This window comes from Pseudomonadales bacterium (assembly GCA_041395665.1).
Classification (GTDB): Bacteria; Pseudomonadota; Gammaproteobacteria; order Pseudomonadales; family UBA7239; genus UBA7239.
Map to the genome: position 1 here is coordinate 174,467 of JAWLAB010000005.1, position 18,816 is coordinate 193,282.

The 18,816-nt window shown below is 49.6% G+C and carries 19 protein-coding genes and 1 pseudogene; 13 read left to right on the forward strand and 7 right to left on the reverse strand.

The features are described 5' to 3' along the window. Positions 1 to 76: 76 nt before the first annotated feature. The 3 genes from R3E63_08660 to R3E63_08670 are packed head-to-tail and all read left to right on the forward strand — an operon-like array spanning position 77 to position 3,265. A complete protein-coding gene (locus tag R3E63_08660) occupies positions 77 to 1,903 on the forward strand; it encodes an adenylate/guanylate cyclase domain-containing protein (GenBank protein MEZ5539995.1) in 1,827 nt (608 codons plus the stop codon). Continuing rightward, positions 1,900 to 2,385: an SH3 domain-containing protein gene (locus R3E63_08665; protein ID MEZ5539996.1), complete on the forward strand. Its 486-nt coding sequence runs from the start codon at positions 1,900 to 1,902 to the stop codon at positions 2,383 to 2,385. Before R3E63_08660 ends, R3E63_08665 begins: the two co-directional genes overlap by 4 nt. A gap of 4 nt (positions 2,386 to 2,389) precedes the next feature. After that, positions 2,390 to 3,265 (forward strand): M48 family metalloprotease, encoded by an 876-nt coding sequence (locus tag R3E63_08670; GenBank protein MEZ5539997.1) that lies wholly within the window; start codon positions 2,390 to 2,392, stop codon positions 3,263 to 3,265. A 59-nt stretch (positions 3,266 to 3,324) separates the two neighbouring features. Here the strand turns inward: R3E63_08670 and R3E63_08675 are convergent, their stop codons facing one another. The 3 genes from R3E63_08675 to R3E63_08685 form a co-directional block, all read right to left on the reverse strand. Next, the gene (locus R3E63_08675) at positions 3,325 to 4,332 is read right to left on the reverse strand and encodes an aspartate carbamoyltransferase (GenBank protein ID MEZ5539998.1); all 1,008 of its coding nucleotides are present in this window, start codon (positions 4,330 to 4,332) and stop codon (positions 3,325 to 3,327) included. Next, positions 4,332 to 5,762 carry an exodeoxyribonuclease I gene (gene sbcB / locus R3E63_08680; GenBank protein ID MEZ5539999.1) on the reverse strand — a complete coding sequence of 477 codons (1,431 nt, stop codon included), beginning with the start codon at positions 5,760 to 5,762 and terminating at the stop codon, positions 4,332 to 4,334. Before sbcB ends, R3E63_08675 begins: the two co-directional genes overlap by 1 nt. Positions 5,763 to 5,867: 105 nt before the next feature. Further along, entirely contained in the window at positions 5,868 to 6,737 is an 870-nt protein-coding gene (locus R3E63_08685) for an OmpA family protein (GenBank protein MEZ5540000.1), read from the reverse strand. Between the two features lie 204 nt (positions 6,738 to 6,941). Between R3E63_08685 and R3E63_08690 the strand changes: the two genes are divergently transcribed. From R3E63_08690 to greB, 7 genes are read left to right on the forward strand one after another with little or no spacing between them, the layout of a single operon-like run. Next, positions 6,942 to 7,352 carry a hypothetical protein gene (locus R3E63_08690; GenBank protein MEZ5540001.1) on the forward strand — a complete coding sequence of 137 codons (411 nt, stop codon included), beginning with the start codon at positions 6,942 to 6,944 and terminating at the stop codon, positions 7,350 to 7,352. A gap of 3 nt (positions 7,353 to 7,355) precedes the next feature. Continuing rightward, positions 7,356 to 8,105 carry a sulfotransferase domain-containing protein gene (locus R3E63_08695; GenBank protein ID MEZ5540002.1) on the forward strand — a complete coding sequence of 250 codons (750 nt, stop codon included), beginning with the start codon at positions 7,356 to 7,358 and terminating at the stop codon, positions 8,103 to 8,105. A 28-nt stretch (positions 8,106 to 8,133) separates the two neighbouring features. Further along, on the forward strand, positions 8,134 to 8,727 hold the full coding sequence (locus R3E63_08700; protein ID MEZ5540003.1) for a LemA family protein: 594 nt from the start codon (positions 8,134 to 8,136) through the stop codon (positions 8,725 to 8,727). Between the two features lie 21 nt (positions 8,728 to 8,748). Then, entirely contained in the window at positions 8,749 to 10,710 is a 1,962-nt protein-coding gene (locus R3E63_08705) for a M48 family metallopeptidase (protein ID MEZ5540004.1), read from the forward strand. After that, the gene (locus tag R3E63_08710) at positions 10,707 to 11,693 is read left to right on the forward strand and encodes an NAD(P)H-quinone oxidoreductase (protein MEZ5540005.1); all 987 of its coding nucleotides are present in this window, start codon (positions 10,707 to 10,709) and stop codon (positions 11,691 to 11,693) included. The genes R3E63_08705 and R3E63_08710 overlap by 4 nt, the downstream gene beginning before the upstream one ends. Then, positions 11,690 to 12,019: a stress response translation initiation inhibitor YciH gene (gene yciH, locus R3E63_08715; GenBank protein ID MEZ5540006.1), complete on the forward strand. Its 330-nt coding sequence runs from the start codon at positions 11,690 to 11,692 to the stop codon at positions 12,017 to 12,019. Before R3E63_08710 ends, yciH begins: the two co-directional genes overlap by 4 nt. 15 nt (positions 12,020 to 12,034) lie before the next feature. Then, positions 12,035 to 12,541: a transcription elongation factor GreB gene (greB, locus tag R3E63_08720; protein ID MEZ5540007.1), complete on the forward strand. Its 507-nt coding sequence runs from the start codon at positions 12,035 to 12,037 to the stop codon at positions 12,539 to 12,541. Here the strand turns inward: greB and R3E63_08725 are convergent. Genes R3E63_08725 through tusA form a run of 3 tightly spaced genes read right to left on the reverse strand, consistent with a single transcriptional unit; the run spans position 12,510 to position 13,883 of the window. Beyond that, complete coding sequence (locus R3E63_08725; GenBank protein MEZ5540008.1) at positions 12,510 to 13,220, reverse strand: hypothetical protein; 711 nt, start codon at positions 13,218 to 13,220, stop codon at positions 12,510 to 12,512. The two genes, greB and R3E63_08725, sit on opposite strands and share 32 nt — an antisense overlap. 26 nt (positions 13,221 to 13,246) lie before the next feature. Further along, positions 13,247 to 13,630 (reverse strand): lactoylglutathione lyase, encoded by a 384-nt coding sequence (gene gloA, locus R3E63_08730; protein MEZ5540009.1) that lies wholly within the window; start codon positions 13,628 to 13,630, stop codon positions 13,247 to 13,249. Position 13,631: 1 nt separating this feature from the next. Further along, positions 13,632 to 13,883: a sulfurtransferase TusA gene (gene tusA / locus R3E63_08735; GenBank protein MEZ5540010.1), complete on the reverse strand. Its 252-nt coding sequence runs from the start codon at positions 13,881 to 13,883 to the stop codon at positions 13,632 to 13,634. A gap of 101 nt (positions 13,884 to 13,984) precedes the next feature. Between tusA and glyA the strand changes: the two are divergent. Together glyA and R3E63_08745 are read left to right on the forward strand one after the other, a co-directional pair. Further along, positions 13,985 to 15,243, forward strand: a pseudogene (gene glyA / locus R3E63_08740) (serine hydroxymethyltransferase). Between the two features lie 1,733 nt (positions 15,244 to 16,976). Then, entirely contained in the window at positions 16,977 to 17,993 is a 1,017-nt protein-coding gene (locus R3E63_08745; GenBank protein ID MEZ5540011.1) for a radical SAM protein, read from the forward strand. Here R3E63_08745 and yfbR read toward each other — a convergent pair whose 3' ends face one another. Further along, positions 17,994 to 18,593, reverse strand: coding sequence for a 5'-deoxynucleotidase (gene yfbR / locus R3E63_08750; protein MEZ5540012.1), 600 nt, complete (start codon positions 18,591 to 18,593; stop codon positions 17,994 to 17,996). Between the two features lie 54 nt (positions 18,594 to 18,647). Between yfbR and R3E63_08755 the strand changes: the two genes are divergently transcribed. Continuing rightward, positions 18,648 to 18,816: transcriptional regulator NrdR (locus R3E63_08755; GenBank protein ID MEZ5540013.1), on the forward strand; the 169-nt coding region annotated here is incomplete at its 3' end.

The following is an 18,816-nucleotide window of genomic DNA, read 5'->3' on the forward strand; positions in this document are numbered from 1 at the left end:
CGGGAACAGGGTATCGAGTGGCAAGAAAGCAGCGGTCAGACTGCTACAATACGGCGGCCATTACAAGGATTGACACATGTTGGCACGCCGTTTGCCTCTCGCTTTGATCGCCGCATTTTTGCTGTCTGTCGGCATTCTGTGCCTGCCTGCTATTTGGCCTGCCAGCGCGCGTTTGGATTTTCTGTGGCTAGACAAACTCACCGCGCAACAAGCACAGCGCGACCCTGCCGACCCAGACATCGTGTTGGTGGATATCGATGATTACAGCCTGCGCGCGATGGCCGATACGGTAGGTCGCTGGCCGTGGCCGCGCGCCACACACGCCGAGTTGGTGGAGTGGCTGCTGGCACAGGGCGCACGCGCGGTGGTGTTCGATATTTGGTTTAGCGAACCCGACATCCAACGCCCTGAATTCGATCAATATTTTGGCGATGTATTGAATCAACACGGCAATATTTTTCTGCCCACGCTGCTGATGAACAGCGCCAATCCCGAACAGAGCAAACGCTTCGACAGCTATCCCAGTAACCTCCCCCTGCAGCGCACGCCCACCGCACAAGTGGAAGCACGCGGCGATTTGCTGTTACCCATCTTGGGCGCACCCGAACATTGGCGACTAGGGCTGATCAATTACATCGCTGACGCCGATGGCATTGCGCGCCACTACCAAACGCAACAGCTACAACAAGGTTGGTTGTTGCTGTCGCTGCCACAAGTCGTTGCCAATTATTTGCAGCTGGATACGCAGCAAACACCCTCACCGCTACGACTGGCGTGGCGTGGCGACGGTGTCGATTCTCCGTACACGCGCTACAGCTACGCGGATGTGTGGACAAAAGTGCAAGCGGGCGAAAAACAAAATCTGCAAAACAAAATTGTTTTTATCGGTGCCACCGCAGCGGGTTTACACGATTTGCGCCCCACACCCATCAACGCGCAATACCCCGGCCTCTACCTGCTGGCCAACACACTCGACAACCTGAAAAACCGCCAATGGCTACGCTACAACGCGTGGCTGGGGCTGGCTGTTGGGCTGCCGTGGTTGCTGCTGTTGCTCTGGCGTTTGCAACAAAAAAAACCACTACTCATCACCGCTGCTTTCTCAACAACTATCGCGCTGTTTCTCACAGCAATTAGCATGATAGCTATTCGCCAGCACTGGCTAGTGCCATTGATTTCACCTTTCATCGCCAGCCTCGTTTTACTCGGCACTGGCACCGCATTGCGCTATTGGCAGGAGCACGCCGCACGACAAGCCGCTATCGAAATGTTTGGTCGTTTTCTTGATCCTGTGGTGGTGCAACAACTTGCCGAGCAAGGTTTGAGTGAAGAAACTCAAGCCAGCAAGCAGTGCGAAATCAGTATTTTATTTTCGGATATTCGCGGCTTTACCACGATGTCGGAGAAAGCCAGCGCGGCGGAAATCATGTCGCTGTTGAATGCTTATTTCACCAAGCAAGTGGGTGTGATTTTCAAAAACCACGGCACGCTGGATAAGTTCATCGGCGATGCCATCATGGCGTTTTGGGGCGCACCGCTGCCCGACGAGCAGCACGCTGTTAACGCAGTGAATGCCGCCTTGGACATGGTGGATGCACTGGAAGATTTTCGTACCGCACACGGCCTTGCAGACTTTGATGTTGGCATTGGCATACACTCTGGCCCTGCGGTCGTTGGCATGTTGGGTTGTGATCAACGATTGGAATACACCGCCATTGGCGATACTGTGAATCTGGGCAGTCGTTTGGAAGGCGTGACCAAAGGGATTGCGCGAATTTTGGTTTCACAAAGTACGCGCGATTTATGCGGCGAGCAATTTGAGTTTCTACCGCACGGCTCTTGCAAAGTGAAAGGCCGTGAGGAGCCCGTTAATATCTACGAACCTAGGAGGAAAGTATCGTGACTCTACGCACTCGCATCCTGTCACCCCTGTTGGGCGGCACGCTGTTGCTGGCTGCACTCGCCGCACAAGCTGACGCTGGTCAAACCACGGTTGCTACGGAACTGAAAAGCGCGCCCAACGCCAGCAGCGCGACTATTCAGCAACTATCGGCTGGGCAATCTCTGCAAATCGGCACACGCCAAGGTGCGTGGTATCAAGTCAAAACTGCACAAGGCGAAGGCTGGGTGCGCATGCTCAATGTGCGTTTACAAGGCGGCGCAACGCGCGGCGGCGAATCGACGATGAGCGGTTTAGCGAGCCTCGCACAAGCTTCACGCAGTAACACCACGGTGGCGACTGGTGTGCGCGGGCTGTCACGCGAGCAACTGCAAAACGCGCAGGAAGACACCGCTGAAGTAGCTCGCTTGAGCCAATACCAAGTGAGCGCAGAAGAAGCGCGTCAATTTGCTCAGGCCGCTGGCCTGCCTGCGCCAAGGAGATAAGACGATGACTTATTCAAAAATACTCTCACGTCTGACACTCTTGCTCGCTTCGACTTTGCTGATGAGTTGTGCCGAAATGCGCGGTATGAATGTCGGTGGTTATGATTTAACACCGCTTGCCGATGCCGGTGAAAAATTATCAAAAAGTACAGCGGGCACTTCTGAACAAGAAGAAGACAATATCGGCTATCACATGGCAGGCACACTGTTAGGCGCATCGAAATTGAGTCGCCAGCAACAGCAGCAACGCTATGTGAATCGTGTCGGTCGCTTACTCACACTGCACAGCACACGCCCTCATTTGAACTGGCGCTTTGGTGTGCTGAACGATAGCGATGTCAACGCGTTCGCAGCACCCGGTGGCTATGTTTTTGTCACCAGCGGCTTGCTCAATATGCTGGATAGCGAAGCGCAACTCGCTGGCGTGTTAGCGCACGAAATCGCGCATGTCACACACAAAGATTATCTCAACGCTATGCGCAGCAATAATTTACTCGGTGCGGCTGTGGATGTCGGTTCATTTGTAGGGTCAGCTGCAACGCAAGGGAAAATGTCATCCACCGAAAGAGAGTTTGCCCAAAGCGTAGTGAATGCATCAAAGCAAGTGTACGCACGCGGTTTAGATAAAAGCGATGAATACGCTGCCGATCAAGAAGCATTACGCACCATGGTAAAAGCGGGATACGATCCTTACGCTTTTGTCGCGGTGATGCAAAAACTGGAAGCGCGTACTGCGCGTGACAGCGGCATGGCTCTGCTATTACAGACACACCCTGCGCCGGCGGATCGCTTGGCGGCTATGAGCGATACGCTGGATACACTTTCTGTACCGAGCAGCGTACAAACACTGGAAAAACGCTTCCAACAATCAGTTCGTTGATGGTGTAAAACACGAGAGGTGTGTGACTGCAACTACCGCACACCTCTCATCCTTTTTTATTACCGTGCACGAAACCAACGCACATCCAGCGCGTGTTTATCCACCAAGTCCACCACATCCAATACCAGCGCAAACAAGGCCATACGAATCACCACGCCGTTATCGGCTTGGCGAAAAATCGCAAGGTTTGGATTTTCATTCAGGTCGTTATCTAACTCATTCGCTTCTGCACGAGAATCGCGCGGCAGCGGGTGCATAATCACCGTGTTGGGTTCACAATATTGCGTGTAAACCTGCTGATTGAGACGAAACTTGCCGCGATACAAATCTGCTTCTGCCTTGCTGGTAAATCGCTCTTCTTGAATACGCGTGGAATACGCAATATCCACTTTTCCAATACTCGCTTCCAGCTGATCAGTTTCTGTGACGCGTATTCCAGCGCTGCGCATCATGTCCACCAACTCTGGCGGCATCGCCAATTCGCGTGGCGACACCAATGTCACTTGTACGGTTGGATACAAGCAAAGTAATTTGCACAATGAATGCACGGTACGACCATATTTCAAATCGCCAATCATGGCGATGCGCAACTCTGACAAACTGCGTCCACGCGAAGTAATTTCTTTGCGAATCGTGTACAAATCGAGCAGTGCTTGGCTGGGATGTTCATTGGCACCATCGCCACCGTTGACCACAGGGACGCGGCTCGTTTCTGCAAACTCAGCCACCGAACCCGCTTGTGGATGGCGCATACAAATAACATCGCTATAGCCGGACAGCACACGCGCAGTGTCATGCAGCGATTCACCTTTAGCGAGTGCAGACGAATCAAAGCCCGTGGTTTCGCGCACTTCACCGCCCAGTAAATTAAATGCGCAACCAAAACTCACTCGCGTTCGCGTGCTCGGTTCAAAAAACATATTGCCGAGAATTGCGCCTTCTAATACGCGCGTGACACGCTTGCGCTGCGCATACGGCTCCATGCAGTCTGCCACTGAAAAAATATGCTCAATGTCGCTGCGATCAAACGGCGTAATAGAAAGGATATGTGCCCCAGGAAAATGCATTAATTAACCTCCGATTCCCATGCCATCAGCGCAGAAATAACCGCCATTTTTTGAACATCCTGCTGATAGTCATTTTTCAATTTTTCGAGCTGAGTGCGAAACGCTTCTCGTGTCAGCCAATCTTCACTCACCTTGTTGTGCAAGCGAAAATGCCGCCACTCCTGCCATTGCGCCTGCTCATCCGCCGATAAACTCTGAGGAAAATTGCGCGCACGATAGCGAAACAATAATTCTGACAGGCGCTGATCAGAAAACACAAAGCTATTTTCACTCAACTCTTTTTGATTTGCTTTACGCACAGCATCTGCCACGCGTTTATCCTGCGCACCCAAAAACCCACCATAAATAAGAAACTCCGCATCGCGCACGACAGGTTCATATTCCTGTTCAAACACGGTTTTGAGTTTCGCCTGCACCTCAGGCAGACGCGCATACAAAGTCTGCCAATGTTTCTCACAAAGCGCGCGATCCAAACCCAAGCGCGTTTCGACAGCGCCATCGAACAGCGACAAAGGCGCGACCATCGGCGACTTATTTCTGTGTACTGTTTTTACCGCTAATCGCTCCACACCTGCTTCCAAATCAGTATTCGCAGTGAACAAGCGGCGGCGAATTTCTTCAGTGGGGAGATCAATCAACGCAGCTGGATCTTGCATCAAATCAAACACAATCACGCCGTTCGTATTGCTCGGATGCTGCATCACAGGCATCACCAAGGTGGTGAATAATCGCTCTCTACCCAACTTGCTAGAAGTGTGTAAAACCGGATGATGTGTTTCTAAATCCAAATATTTTTTGACGACATTTTTATCGCGCAATTGAAACGCAAAATCGTAAAGGCGCGGCTGTGCTTGCTTGAGCTTTCGCGCCATCGCAATCGTCGCACGCACATCCACCAAGGCATCATGTGCGCCCGCGTGTTCGATATGATTCGCTGCGGTCAGTGCTTCTAGCTTCATCACTGGATTGCCCTGCTCATCAAATGGCCATTCAATGCCTTCTGGGCGCAATGCGCGCGCCATGCGCAGCACATCCAACAAATCCCAACGCGAATTGCCATTTTTCCATTCGCGCTCGTAAGGGTCATAGAAATTGCGATACAGCAGTTGGCGCGTAAATTCATCATCGAAACGAATATTGTTGAAGCCGACACCACAAGTGCCAGGTCGCGCTAATTCGTGTAACACTTTTTTAGCAAACTGCACATCCGCCACGCCGCGTTCACGACACAATTGCGGCGTGATGCCGGTGATCAAACACGCCTCTGGTTCAGGCCAACTATCTTGCGGCGGCTGGCAATAAAGCATCAAAGGCTCGCCAATTTCCTTGAGGTTTTCGTCCGTGCGAATACCGGCAAACTGCGCAATACCGCACCAACGCGGATTGCGACCAAAAGTTTCATAGTCATGCCAATAGAGCGTCGTGCTCATTATTGATTTCTCTCTCCCACGCGGTGCGCGCAGTCTAACGCAGCCATAAATTACAGACACAAAAAAGCCCGGCGAACCGGGCTTCTTTTATCTCTCAAGGAGCAATTACTGTGGCAAACCAGTAACAACCGCTTCGATACGACGGTTAGCTTGACGGCCAGCAGAAGTGTCATTGCTGTCAACTGGCTCCAGCTCACCGCGACCAGAAGTTTCGATAGCGTCAGGGTTTACACCTTCTTCTACCATCACCGCTTTGACGGCATCCGCACGGCGCTCAGACAAACGCTGGTTGTACGCTTCAGAAGCTGTGCTGTCAGTGTGACCAACGATAGTTGCGGTGCTGCCTGGATTCGCTTTCATCGCCTGTGCAACAGGGATGATTTCAGCGCGGTCAGCTGCGCGTACACGGCTCTTATCGGTATCGAAGTGAGCGTGCATGGTTTTTGTCATAACAACAGCAGGAGCAACTTTCTCTGGCTCTGGCTCAGCAACGGCATCTTGGTGCGTGCCGAAGTGGTAGTTCAGAGACAGTGTGCTAGTCATATATTCTTTGTCTTCAACACCACCCAACACAGTCAAGCGGGCTTCTACGTTGTCAGTGAAGTAGTGAGAAAGTGCTACACCCAACACAGGCTCAACTTCGCTGTTGGTGTAACGCAGATTTTGAATACCACCAACCGCTAAAATTTGAGTTTGCTCGCCCCACAAACGGTAAGCAGCAGTCAAAGAAACGACTTCTTGGTCGTCTGAATCAAAACCAGACAATTGACCCAGCTCGATAGACCAGTCTGGGTTGAAGTGGTAGCCCACTTGTACGCCAGCAACGCCTTCATTAACAGATTTTTCGAGATCAGCGTGGCTGTCAAAGTAGCCAGCGCTAAAACCAGCGTAGAAGTGGTCATCAGCTTGAGCAGCTGTGCTAACACCCAAAGCCAGAGCAGAGGCAGCAAATGCGGCAATCAGTTTATTTTTCATACGGTAAATCTCCTTACCCATGGTCAAATGTGAAAAAATTGTCAATTGAGTCAAACAACGCGCGCAGGGTAATACAAAGAAGCTCAAAAAACCACTAACGATGCCACTTTTTTTCACCGCTCTATCAGCTGTCGAAGCCCCTTCTGACTTCGTTACAATGCGCCCACATCTATATCTTCATACAAACATAAAGGCAGTATCTCCATGACACTTGGCAGCTGGAACCCCGCAGACGGCAGTGAAACCACCGCCACTTACTCCATTGATGCGCAATTACTAGCCAAGTGCGCAGGCTTTGCTGCCGTAGGTGACTGGCAAGCATTGGCTGCATGGGAAAAGCAACTCCCCAGCAATAGCAACCAAATGATGCGACTCACGGCTCACGACTGGCAGCCCGTATTGGCCGCCATGGATGAATCAACTTTAGTACAGCTGGTGCAATTCTTTACTCAAGTAGAACAGCAGCTTTCACACTGGCACGGCGGCGATAAATCCCCCGTGATTTGGATTGCTCGCCTGCTCAAACAGCGCGGTACACCTCTGTCACGCGACATGGTGCTGTGGATTAAGAGCAATAGTGACAATCGCTTTCTTCCCAATGGCCCCGCACTGTAAACCATGCCTGCGCCGCACTTTCTGATTATCGGCACACAAAAAGGTGGCACTTCCAGCCTCTACAGCGCACTGACCCAGCACCCACAAATTCTCCGCGCCACGCGCAAAGAAGTGCATTTTTTTGATCAGCATTACGCGCGCGGTGCAGCTTGGTATCAACGCCAATTTCCTGTTTGCCAATCCGGTCAAATCACCGGCGAAGCATCGCCTTTTTATATGGCACACCCTTTGGTTGCGCAGCGCATCGCACAACACTGCCCCACTGCAAAATTACTGCTGTTGCTGCGCAACCCCGCTGATCGCGCCATATCTCATTATCACCAAGAGTTTCGCCGCCACCACGACCTACTCAGCTTAGAGGATGCTTTAGCGGCTGAAGGCAAACGCACGCGCGATGACTGGGATGCACTCGCCACTGGCAAGCTGCTCACCCACAGCGCTGCACAACGCTTTAGCTACCGTGAGCGCGGTCATTACGCTAAACAACTGCAAGCTTTTTTTCAGCATTTTCCACGCGAACAAATCGCTATCTTCAGCAGTGAACAGTTCTTTCAAAAGCCTTATGCTGTACTGGCGCAGTTCTACGCTTTTTTAGGTGTCGATGCCTCCTTTCACCCTACCGATTTACTACCGCGCAAGCCCGGCAATTATGGCGAAGCCGATCGCGCTGTACGGCAATCGCTAGTGCAGTACTATGAACCACACAACGAAGCACTGTTCTCACTGATCGGTCAGCGTTTTGATTGGCAATGAGCTTTTATCACTCACACGGAGATACACCATGGGCAGCGGATTAATTACTCTGATTATTTTGGCAGTGATAGCAATTTATTTGATTTCACTGTTCAACAAACTCGTCAATTTAAAAAATCGTTATCAAAACGCTTTTGCGCAAATTGATGTGCAACTCAAACGCCGCTATGACTTAATTCCCAATCTCGTCGAAACCGCCAAAGCCTACATGGCGCATGAAAGCAAAACGCTGGAAGCAGTGATTGAGGCGCGCAACACTGCCAGCAAACAATTGCAAACTGCTTCGAGTAATCCAGCAGACGGCAACGCCATCACCAACTTAGGTCACGCTGAAACACAATTAGGCGGTGCGCTCGGTCGCTTCAATGTCACCATGGAAGCCTATCCTGATCTCAAAGCGAATCAAAATATGATGCAGCTTTCTGAGGAACTGACCAGCACAGAAAATAAAGTGTCTTTCGCACGCCAAGCGATGAATGACTCTGCCACCGAATACAACACAGCGCGCCAATCTTTTCCCGCCAATTTTCTTTCTGGCCTTTTTGGCCACAATACAGATATGGCTCTGCTTGAATTTGAAGATCATCAAGCCATACAAGCAGCGCCTAAAGTTAGCTTCTAAAAATTAACGCTAGGCAGCTTGATGAATTTTTTTCAATCGCAAGCCAATGCGCGCCGCCGTACTGGATGGCTGGTGGCGCTGTTTGCATTGGCTGTTATTTGCTTAATAGGACTAACGCAACTGATCGTGTTATTGGCTATAGGTTTTAGTCAGAGCACATCAACGGTACAAGGCAATTTACCACTCTCAATGGATGGCGCAGTGATGGCAGAAATTGCCGTTGCTATCACCATCGTTATTGGCTTGGCATCACGGTACAAAATGCAACAATTGCGCGCTGGCGGCTCAGCTGTTGCCACACTGTTAGGCGGTCATCTACTGGATCGTGCCAGCAACGACCTCAATGAACGAAAAATTCTCAATATCGTTGAAGAAATGGCAATTGCTGCAGGCGTCGCCGTGCCGCCGGTTTACATTTTGGAAGAAGAATCTATCAACGCCTTTGCTGCCGGACACGATCATCGCGATGAGGCTATCGGTATTACGCGCGGTGCGATTCAATTACTCTCGCGCGATGAATTACAAGGTGTAATTGCCCACGAGTTCAGCCATATTTTTAATGGCGATATGCGCATCAATTTACAATTAATGGGCTGGCTATTTGGTATTTTATTTATCGGTTTAATTGGTCGTTTTCTTTTGCAAAGCGGCAGCCGACGCTCAGGCTCTCGAAACAGCAAGAATGCTTCTAGCTTGGCACTGATCGGTCTAGGGCTGGTTATTGTCGGTTACAGCGGCACTTTTTTTGGAAAATTGATCAAAGCCGCCATCAGCCGCCAGCGTGAATTTCTTGCTGACGCTTCCGCCGTGCAATACACGCGCAACCCAGAAGGCATTGCTGGTGCATTAAAAAAAATTGGTGGCTACACCGCAGGTTCTATCATTACTCACCCTAACGCATCACAAGCCAGTCATTTATTTTTTGGCAATGGTGTCAGCAGTTTTTCTTCTTGGTTTGCCACACACCCACCTTTGGCGGAACGCATTAAAGCGATTGACACGCATTGGGATGGCAAGTTTCCTGCTGTCGACGCCTCGAAAATTGATGTCGATAGACCAACGATAGATCCATCGCGCATCAACATTGTGAATGGTGAGATTCAATACACACCGCCCTCAATGATGGCTACAGAGATGACTGCGGGCATTGCCGCTGCTACCAGCGTCGTTACAGCAATCGACAATATCGGCACACCGCAGCCTGAACATCTTACCGAAGCCAAGCAACGATTAACCCGCATTCCCAATGACTTAAAAAATATGGCGCGCGAAACATGGGGCGCGAGTGCTATTACCCATTGCTTATTGATGGAGCGCACAGCGGCAGACAACACCGCCTCGCTCACTTTGCTAAAAAACTATACGCCCGGCAGCGTTTCCAGCTTGTGTGAAAAAATTGCAGCCAGCGTTACACAATTACCTTATGCATTGCGCTTGCCTCTGCTAGACCTCTGTTTGCCTAGCCTTTTATTACTAAGTACAGCGCAACGCGATTTATTTTTGAAAGCGGTGATGGCACAAATCAATGCTGATCAAAAAATTTCGCTGTTTGAGTGGTCTTTGTATCGCATCTTGCGCCACTCATTGAATGCAACAAAAATTTCTGGTGGCAGCGCACTAACATTAACTGTCACAACCAATAGCTGCCGCACCGTGCTCTCAGCACTGGCTTTATCCACACACGCCACAGAAGCATTAGCGATACAGAAATTTTCTAGCGCATGGCAACAACTGGGTTTACCCGAGACAATATTGGATGCAGAGGCATTGAATGATATCAACGCACTGGATCAAGCTGTACGGCAACTGCGCTGCTTACAAGCATTGGTAAAGCCACGCTTATTAAAAGCGTGCTGCACTGCTATTGCTGATACGCAGCAACAATACAGCGCAGAAGCACTTGAATTATTGCGCGCGGTTGCCGACACAATCGACACTCCTATTCCACCGATTGCCACTACGCAACAAAAACCTGCAACATGAAACAGCGTTTTATCCAACATCTGCCCGACCAAACACTGGCAATCGCAGAGCAAACTTTGCGTGAAATAAACGACGACGAAGTGTTAATTGCTGTCGCCACTTTTGGCATCAATCGCCCTGATTTGTTGCAGCGCGCTGGGCTCTACCCCGCACCACCCGATGCCTCACCCATCCTCGGTTTAGAAGTCGCAGGAACGGTTATCGCTTGCGGGAAAAATGTTACGCAATGGCAAGAAGGTGATCGCGTTTGCGCTTTGGTCAACGGCGGCGGCTATAGCGATTACTGCTTTGCGCCCACCACACAATGCCTGCCTTGGCCAGAAAAATACAGCGCAGCAGAAGCTGCGTGTTTGCCGGAATCGTTTATCACGGTTTGGCACAATTTATTTCAGCGCGGCAAATTGCAAGCGGGCGAAACTGTGTTGATACAAGCGGGCAGCAGCGGCATCGGCACCACCGCCATCCAGCTAGCACATTTAGCAGGCGCACGCGTTTTTACCACCGCCGGTAACGCCGAAAAATGTGCGCGTTGTATCGCACTTGGCGCAGAACTCGCTTTTGATTATCACCAAGGTGATTTCACTGACACACTGCACGCAGCAACCCAACAACACGGCGTGGATGTCACACTCGATATTCTCGGCGGCGAAGCCTTAGCGCAGCACATCAAGCTTGCCGCTGTAGATGGGCGCATCATCAATATTGCCGTGTTAAATGGCAGCAAAGCGGAAATCAATCTCGCTACAGTGATGATGAAACGCTTAACCATCACTGGCTCGACATTGCGCGCGCAATCCAACCAACAAAAAACTGCGATGGTGAGTGATATTCGTCAACGCGCTTGGCACTGGATAGACAGCGGACAATTTCGCCCTGTGATTGATCGCTATTTTGATTTTCACGATGTAGATGCGGCGCATCAGCATATGAAAAATCGCGCACATTTTGGAAAAATCGCTATTACTCTCGGAAATCATCCATGAGCAAAAAAGACAGCAAACTGGTTTACTCCACTGAAAGCGGTCGTATCAAATCCATCGACCCACTACCCTCACTACCACCCAAAGGTGATGGCTTTATTCGTATTCGCCGCGAAACCGCAGGGCGCAACGGCAAAGGCGTCACTACGCTCACCGGTTTTGAATTATCCGCAGACGAATTGCAAACATTGGCGAAACAATTGAAACAACTGTGCGGTACTGGTGGCACAGTGAAAGATTGGGTGGTAGAAATTCAAGGCGACCAGCGCGACAAATTAAAAGCCGAATTAGAAAAACGCGGCTTTAAAATCAAGCTCGCTGGCGGCTAAGTAACGGAACCTCTTATGGGACGCTATCGCCCACCCGCACCCAAACGCTCGGCCTACATCACCACAGAAGGCGCAGAAGCATTACGCGCAGAACTGCATCAGCTGTGGGAAATTGAAAGGCCGCAAGTGACCTCTGCCGTACACGAAGCTGCAAAAAATGGGGATCGATCGGAAAATGGCGATTACATTTATGGCAAACGCCGCCTGCGTGAAATTGATAGCCGCGTGCGCTACTTAAGCAAGCGCTTAGAAGTCTTGACAGTGGTTGACCGCATCCCCGACCAACAAAGCAAAGTGTTTTTTGGTGCGTGGATTACAGTAGAAGATGAAGACGGTAGCGAAAACCGCTACCGCATTGTTGGCCCTGATGAAATTGATCCCGCAAAAAGTTGGATCAGCATGGATTCACCGCTGGCGCGTGCCGCATTAGGAAAGCAACTCGACGACGAAATTGTTTTCCAAACCCAACAAGGGCTGCGACAGCTCTACATTACATATATTGCGTACTTTGATGCTCAATAGCATTCATTTGTTCACCGATACCAAACATCCTGCGATACATCACGCCAATCACTGTCACCATCATAGGTACAGTCCAAATTAAACCAATGCCCAATGGCAAAATAGACAGAAATAAAATAATCCCCATCACAAGAAGAACACCAAAAATCTTGAACCAATGATGCGTTACTGCTTTGCGCGACGCTTCAAATGCATCAATGATGGAAAGATTTTTTTCTAGCATCAAAGGGATGGCGAACATCAGTGCAATCATCAAATAAACACCAGGGATGATAAGTAAGACCAAACCCAAAACCACAGCTAAACCAATCAATATTTGCAATCCAATCAACAAAAATAATTTATCGTAGTATGAAAACAATTGCTTCACAGTAATTGGCTGTGCTGTCGCCATACTCAAGCCCATCATGGTCAACGCTGCACTCATGGGAATCAGAGTCACTCCTACCAATTGCATCGCCGCCTCCATCTGAGTAGGCTTCTCGTAAAACAACAAACCTATAGCAATAGCTGCGGCAAAATAAATCACAAAATAAACCGAAGCAATCACGGCATATTGCCATTTGTAGCCATCAATCCTTTCCCATGCTTCAGACAAAACCTCACTGATGGTGAAATCGTATTGGCCAGTAATTGCAGTTTCCAAAGAACCATGGTCATTATTCAGCGATGGATTCATTACGCACTCCGCTTAATTATTTTTGTTTAGTGTTTTGCCAATAGTTCGATGCGATAACCGTCTGGATCCTCTAAAAAAGCCAATACGGTTGTGCCTGCTTTCATCGGCCCAGGCTCACGCAGAATATTGGCACCTTTGGCGCGCATCGCATCAACAGCCGCCTGCACATCATCTACAGCAATTGCGATATGCCCGTAAGCATTCCCCATTTCATAACTGTGCACACCCCAGTTGTAAGTAAGTTCAATCACGGTGGTTTCTGATTCAGCTCCGTAACCGAGAAACGCCAAAGTGAATTGACCGTCGGGATAATCCTGCTGCCGCAATAAACGCATGCCCAACACATCGGTGTAAAACGCAATCGAGCGCGGTAAATCGGTAACGCGCAACATGGTGTGCAATAAACGCATCTCAAACCTCTTTCACAATTTTGCGAATGACATAGCGATACTGATCGCCCTCTTGCGTTTGCACCAACAATTCGTGCCCCAAAAAATGACAAAACTTCGGCACATCGCGACAGGTAGATGGATCGGTTGCCCACATTTCAATGAGCTGCCCCTCCAACACTTCGCGCACCGCTTTGTGCAACAACATTACCGGCTCTGGGCAGTACAAACCACACGCGTTAATTAAGTGGTCAGAAGGGGAAAGTTCAGACATAAGCATCCGTCAGCAAGATTTGTCTGCATTCTGCCCAATGCACCCCTCGTGTACAATGCAGCCTGTTTTTTTGATTCAGCAAAAGCCTTCTGGAGTTCAGCATGTTCAGCAAAGATGTCACGATTGCCTCGTTTGATCCCGCTCTGTGGAATGCCATTCAAAGCGAGCAAAAACGACAGGAAGATCACATCGAGCTGATCGCCTCTGAAAACTACGCCAGCCCCGCAGTGATGGCAGCACAAGGCTCAGAGCTGACCAACAAATACGCCGAAGGCTACCCGACCAAACGCTACTACGGCGGCTGTGAATTTGTGGATGTGGTGGAGCAGCTCGCCATCGACCGCGCCAAGCAATTGTTCGGCGCCGATTACGCCAATGTGCAGCCGCACTCCGGCAGCCAAGCCAACGCAGCGGTTTACATGGCGCTGTGCAAACCGGGCGATACAGTGCTCGGCATGTCACTCGCTCACGGTGGTCACTTGACCCACGGCGCAGGCGTGAACTTCTCCGGCAAGATTTATCAATCTGTGCAATACGGTTTGGATCCCGCCACTGGCTTGATCGACTACGCCGAACTCGAACGCCTCGCTATCGAACACAAACCCAAAATGATCGTCGCCGGTTTTTCTGCCTACTCCGGCATTCTGGACTTCCCACGCTTCCGCGAAATCGCCGACAAAGTGGGTGCGTATTTGTTTGTCGATATGGCGCATGTCGCCGGTTTGATCGCCGCTGGCATTTATCCCAACCCAGTGCCGTTTGCCGATGTGGTCACAACGACTACGCACAAAACCCTGCGCGGCCCTCGCGGTGGTTTGATTCTCGCGCGCAAAAATGAAGAGTTGGAAAAAAAATTGAATTCTGCCGTGTTCCCTGGCCAGCAGGGTGGCCCGTTGATGCATGTGATTGCCGCCAAAGCAGTGTGCTTCCAAGAAGCGCTGCAACCCGCGTTCAAAACCTATCAACAACAAGTGTTAGCCAACGCCAAAGCCATGGCATCCACCGTCATTGCACGCGGCTACCAAGTGGTGTCTGGCGGCACGGAAAACCATTTATTTTTGCTGTCGCTGACCGACAAAAACATCACCGGCAAAGAAGTTGACGCTGCACTCGGTCAGGCAATATCACTGTCAACAAAAATGCCAAAGCCGAACGACCCGCGCCCACCGATGGTCACTTCGGGCACCCGTATCGCATCACCTGCACCACACGCGGCTTTGCGAAGCGGAACGCCGCTAAACCCGCCAACTGGATTTGCGATATTTTCGACGCGATGGAAAAAGGCAATGCCGAAGCAACGATTGACGCCAGCGCGAAGTATCTGCCAAAGCAGCATCCATGTATCGCCATAATTTGTTAGTGGAAGAATTGGGAGAAACCCGCCATCTCAGCTGCAAAAGGTGGAACAAAGCGTAATGCAGGTTTATGAGGTGGCAGACTTAATCCACACCACTAAACGTAAAAACCGCCCGATAGAAACCCTGCAAATGAAGTGGATTATATTCGCCTCCAAACGATCTGAACAGGTATAAAGCAATGGCGCGTGTACTTGATCAACCCATCGCATGTACCCAGCCATAGTGGCAGCAAGGGAGCAATCACCAATCCGGTATTTCCACGCTCGGCCTAGCCACCACAGCCGCCAGTGCTATGCAGCACGGTCATCAGGTTAAAATCTTTGACTTATCATATGTCGTATAACTTCTGAACACAAAGACAAGATCTTCAATTACAAGCCAGATGTGATCGGCATCACCGCTACAACAACACCTTCTATGGAACCAGGTTACGCGATATCAGTCATTGGGCCAGCGAAATTCTTCCGTTCAGCGTGCTAACATATGGCGTCACGTAAGCTTGACCACCGCCAGTGAGTCGCTATGGAGTCCCACTTGATGCTGCATTTGTTTGCTGTAGCTTTGATATCTCCTTCGTGCAGGAATATTGTGACGGTGTGCCCCCAAAAGATATTAAAGGCCTGTACTACAGAAACGGCGAAGAAATTCTATTTACAGGGATGCGCACACCTATTGCGAATCTAGATGACTTACCACTACCCGCCTGGGAACTGTATGATAAAGAAATCTATCGGAAACACGGTTCACGACTATACGGTCTGCCATCAACCAGTAGCCATGCTGAATTTTCACGCGGCTGTGTTTACAAATGTGACTACTGCGCCAGCAAGATGACCAGATGGAAGCGTTAGGTTATCGAAAAAATCTCCGGAACGCCAGCCGTGAAACTGAAAACCAGACTTCGGTCAAAGCGGTTCCGGTCGATGACATTTTCACTAGACCAAGAACGTCGTCATGTTTGTGATGCACTTATTGCTGCCGGCGTGAATATCGCCTGACTTGTACAAACGGCATCCACGTTGAGCGCTGACGACCTTTAAAAATTACAGCGCCGGCTGTTACCGGGTGCCTCTTGGCTTCGAGTCAGGTAATGACGAAACACTTCGCTCGTCGGCAAAGAGGAAAAATACAGAGTTGGGCAACAGGCTGCGGCAATTGCCATAAAAATGCAAGCTAGAAACCAGTGGTTTTTTCATGCTTGGTCTACGCAGACATCTTCTGAAGAAACCGTATGGAGGATACTGAAGAACCATTTAAGAAGAATGCACTCTTGGAATGATTAAATTTGGTAGAACCGTAGCATTTCCAGGAAATTAGAAATGTTCAATCGTTATCATGCACAAGGCATTATCCAATCCTATACAACTGATGGATTATTACACTACTTCGAATGATCTGTTTACACACAATACCCTTGTCGAGAGACCGTGGCTCAATACACTCAAATAGCTTATAAAAGAGCCGTTTTATTCAATGCCAATCATTTGGCGGCGGCTTGACACATCGATTGAGGACAGGCGCTATTTTCTGGGATTTTTACTATGTCCTTAAATTTCTTTTCATGCCGTTCATCAACCAAGATTTCTTCACGCTATTACGCTCGTGACCGCTGGCCTCAATATGAATTCCGCGGACAAACTCCATCACGCACCAACTACCAAGTAGTCAGGAAAAGCAAGACTGCTGAACATGAATTGATTGCCAGTACACAAGCTGTGTAGTTGCGGGAAAATTTATGTTCAGAAGCCTGCACCGGAAGTTTCGCAAGCTTGTTCTCTATACAAGCATGATTCGCTACAAGCCAGCTCTGCTCGCACCAATGCCGGATCATGTCGAGATCGAAGCGACTACACGCTGCAATGCAACTTGCGGCACCTGTTCACGCAGCAGTCTACATCCTAACGACCTAAAAAATGATCTATTACCAGCGACTCTCGACAAGATACTGACGACACTGCCAGACCTGAAAACCATCCGCCTCGCGGGGCTCGGTGAAATATTTCTTCACCCTGACATCGAATTTATTTTGAAAAAACTCAAGGAGCGCTCGATCAAGGTATGGATTATCACCAACGGCAGCTTGTTGCTCAATGAAAAAATCCGCCGCCTAATACACGAATATGTCTATGAAGTCGGTATCAGCATCGATTCGACAGAGCCCGAAGAATTCGCGCAAATTCGACCTATGGGAAAAGTCGGCCTAGATGAAGTACTGACAGGTATGCGAGTGTTATTGGAAGAAAGGAATCGTGGTGACTCCAGCGTCATCATAGGAATACACAACACCACCACTGAGATGAACTACAAAAATCTTTCATCGCTGGGTTCGTTGTGTATTGATCTGGGCGTCGATTATCTGGCCATAGGCTTTGTCGAAAACTGGCTGGTGCGCGGAGATCCTGATTACCAAACAACGGCCGACAGGATACATAAGTCTCTCTTGAAATTACCGGAAATCCATAAGGCCATCATAAAACAGCAATGGCGTTTGGCATTTCGCGGCATCATGGTTGGCTATAAATTACCAAAGCGGCGCATCGGTAAATGCGCATGGCCTTATCGCTCCGTACATATCACCGCCGAAGGACATGTAACACCCTGCTGTGCACGCACCCAACCAAACCATGGGACATTTAATATTAATACAGGAAATTTTAGTGAGTATTGGAACGGAAACGAATATCAAGCACTTCGACTAGCACATATGCAAAAAGACACACTCAATCCCATTTGCGGCAACTGCCCTCTTTAATCAAGCCTGCGGCTTAATCAACTCATCCAGCGTCAAACTAAAGCTCGGCAAAAACATTTCACAGAACTGGCGCACTTCTGGCAAAGCAATGTGCGACAGTTTCTCCTCCATATCTTTCATGGCTTTGCTGAATTCCGGGTTGCCCGCCACCATTTCCGCTTTGCATTTGGTGTACGCCACGATGATATCAGCGGCTTTAATCAATTGTTTAACAATAGGATCTACACGCTCTGACAACAAAAACGGTGCATAAGTAGCCTGTAAAGGCTTGGGCAGCATCGCCAACATTTCGCGTTCCGCTGCATGCTCTACTTCTTTGTACGCATCGCGAATTTTTTCATTGTGGTACTTGATCGGCGATGGCAAATCGCCGGTCAACACTTCTGAAGCATCGTGATACAAAGCGGTCAACACCAGCACGCCTAAATCCAATTTCTCTGTATGATTTTGGTTGTACAACTCACCCAGAGCGTGCGCCACGACAGCCACTTCAAAACTGTGCTCCATAACATTTTCACGGATGGCGTTACGCTTCATACCCCAGCGTTCTATCCAGCGCAATTTGCTGAGATAGGCAAAAAAGTGGCTTGTCTCTGTCATAGCTGATTTTCACCGTTACAATCGTCGCCATTGTAGAACAAGGACCCCTAGATCATGCACTGCCCTTTTTGCGCTGAAACAGACACCAAGGTCATTGACTCGCGCCTCGTTGCTGAGGGCGATCAAGTGCGTCGCCGTCGCGAGTGCCTCACTTGTCATGAGCGCTTTACCACCTACGAAGTCGCTGAATTATTGATGCCGCGCATCATTAAGAGCGATGGCT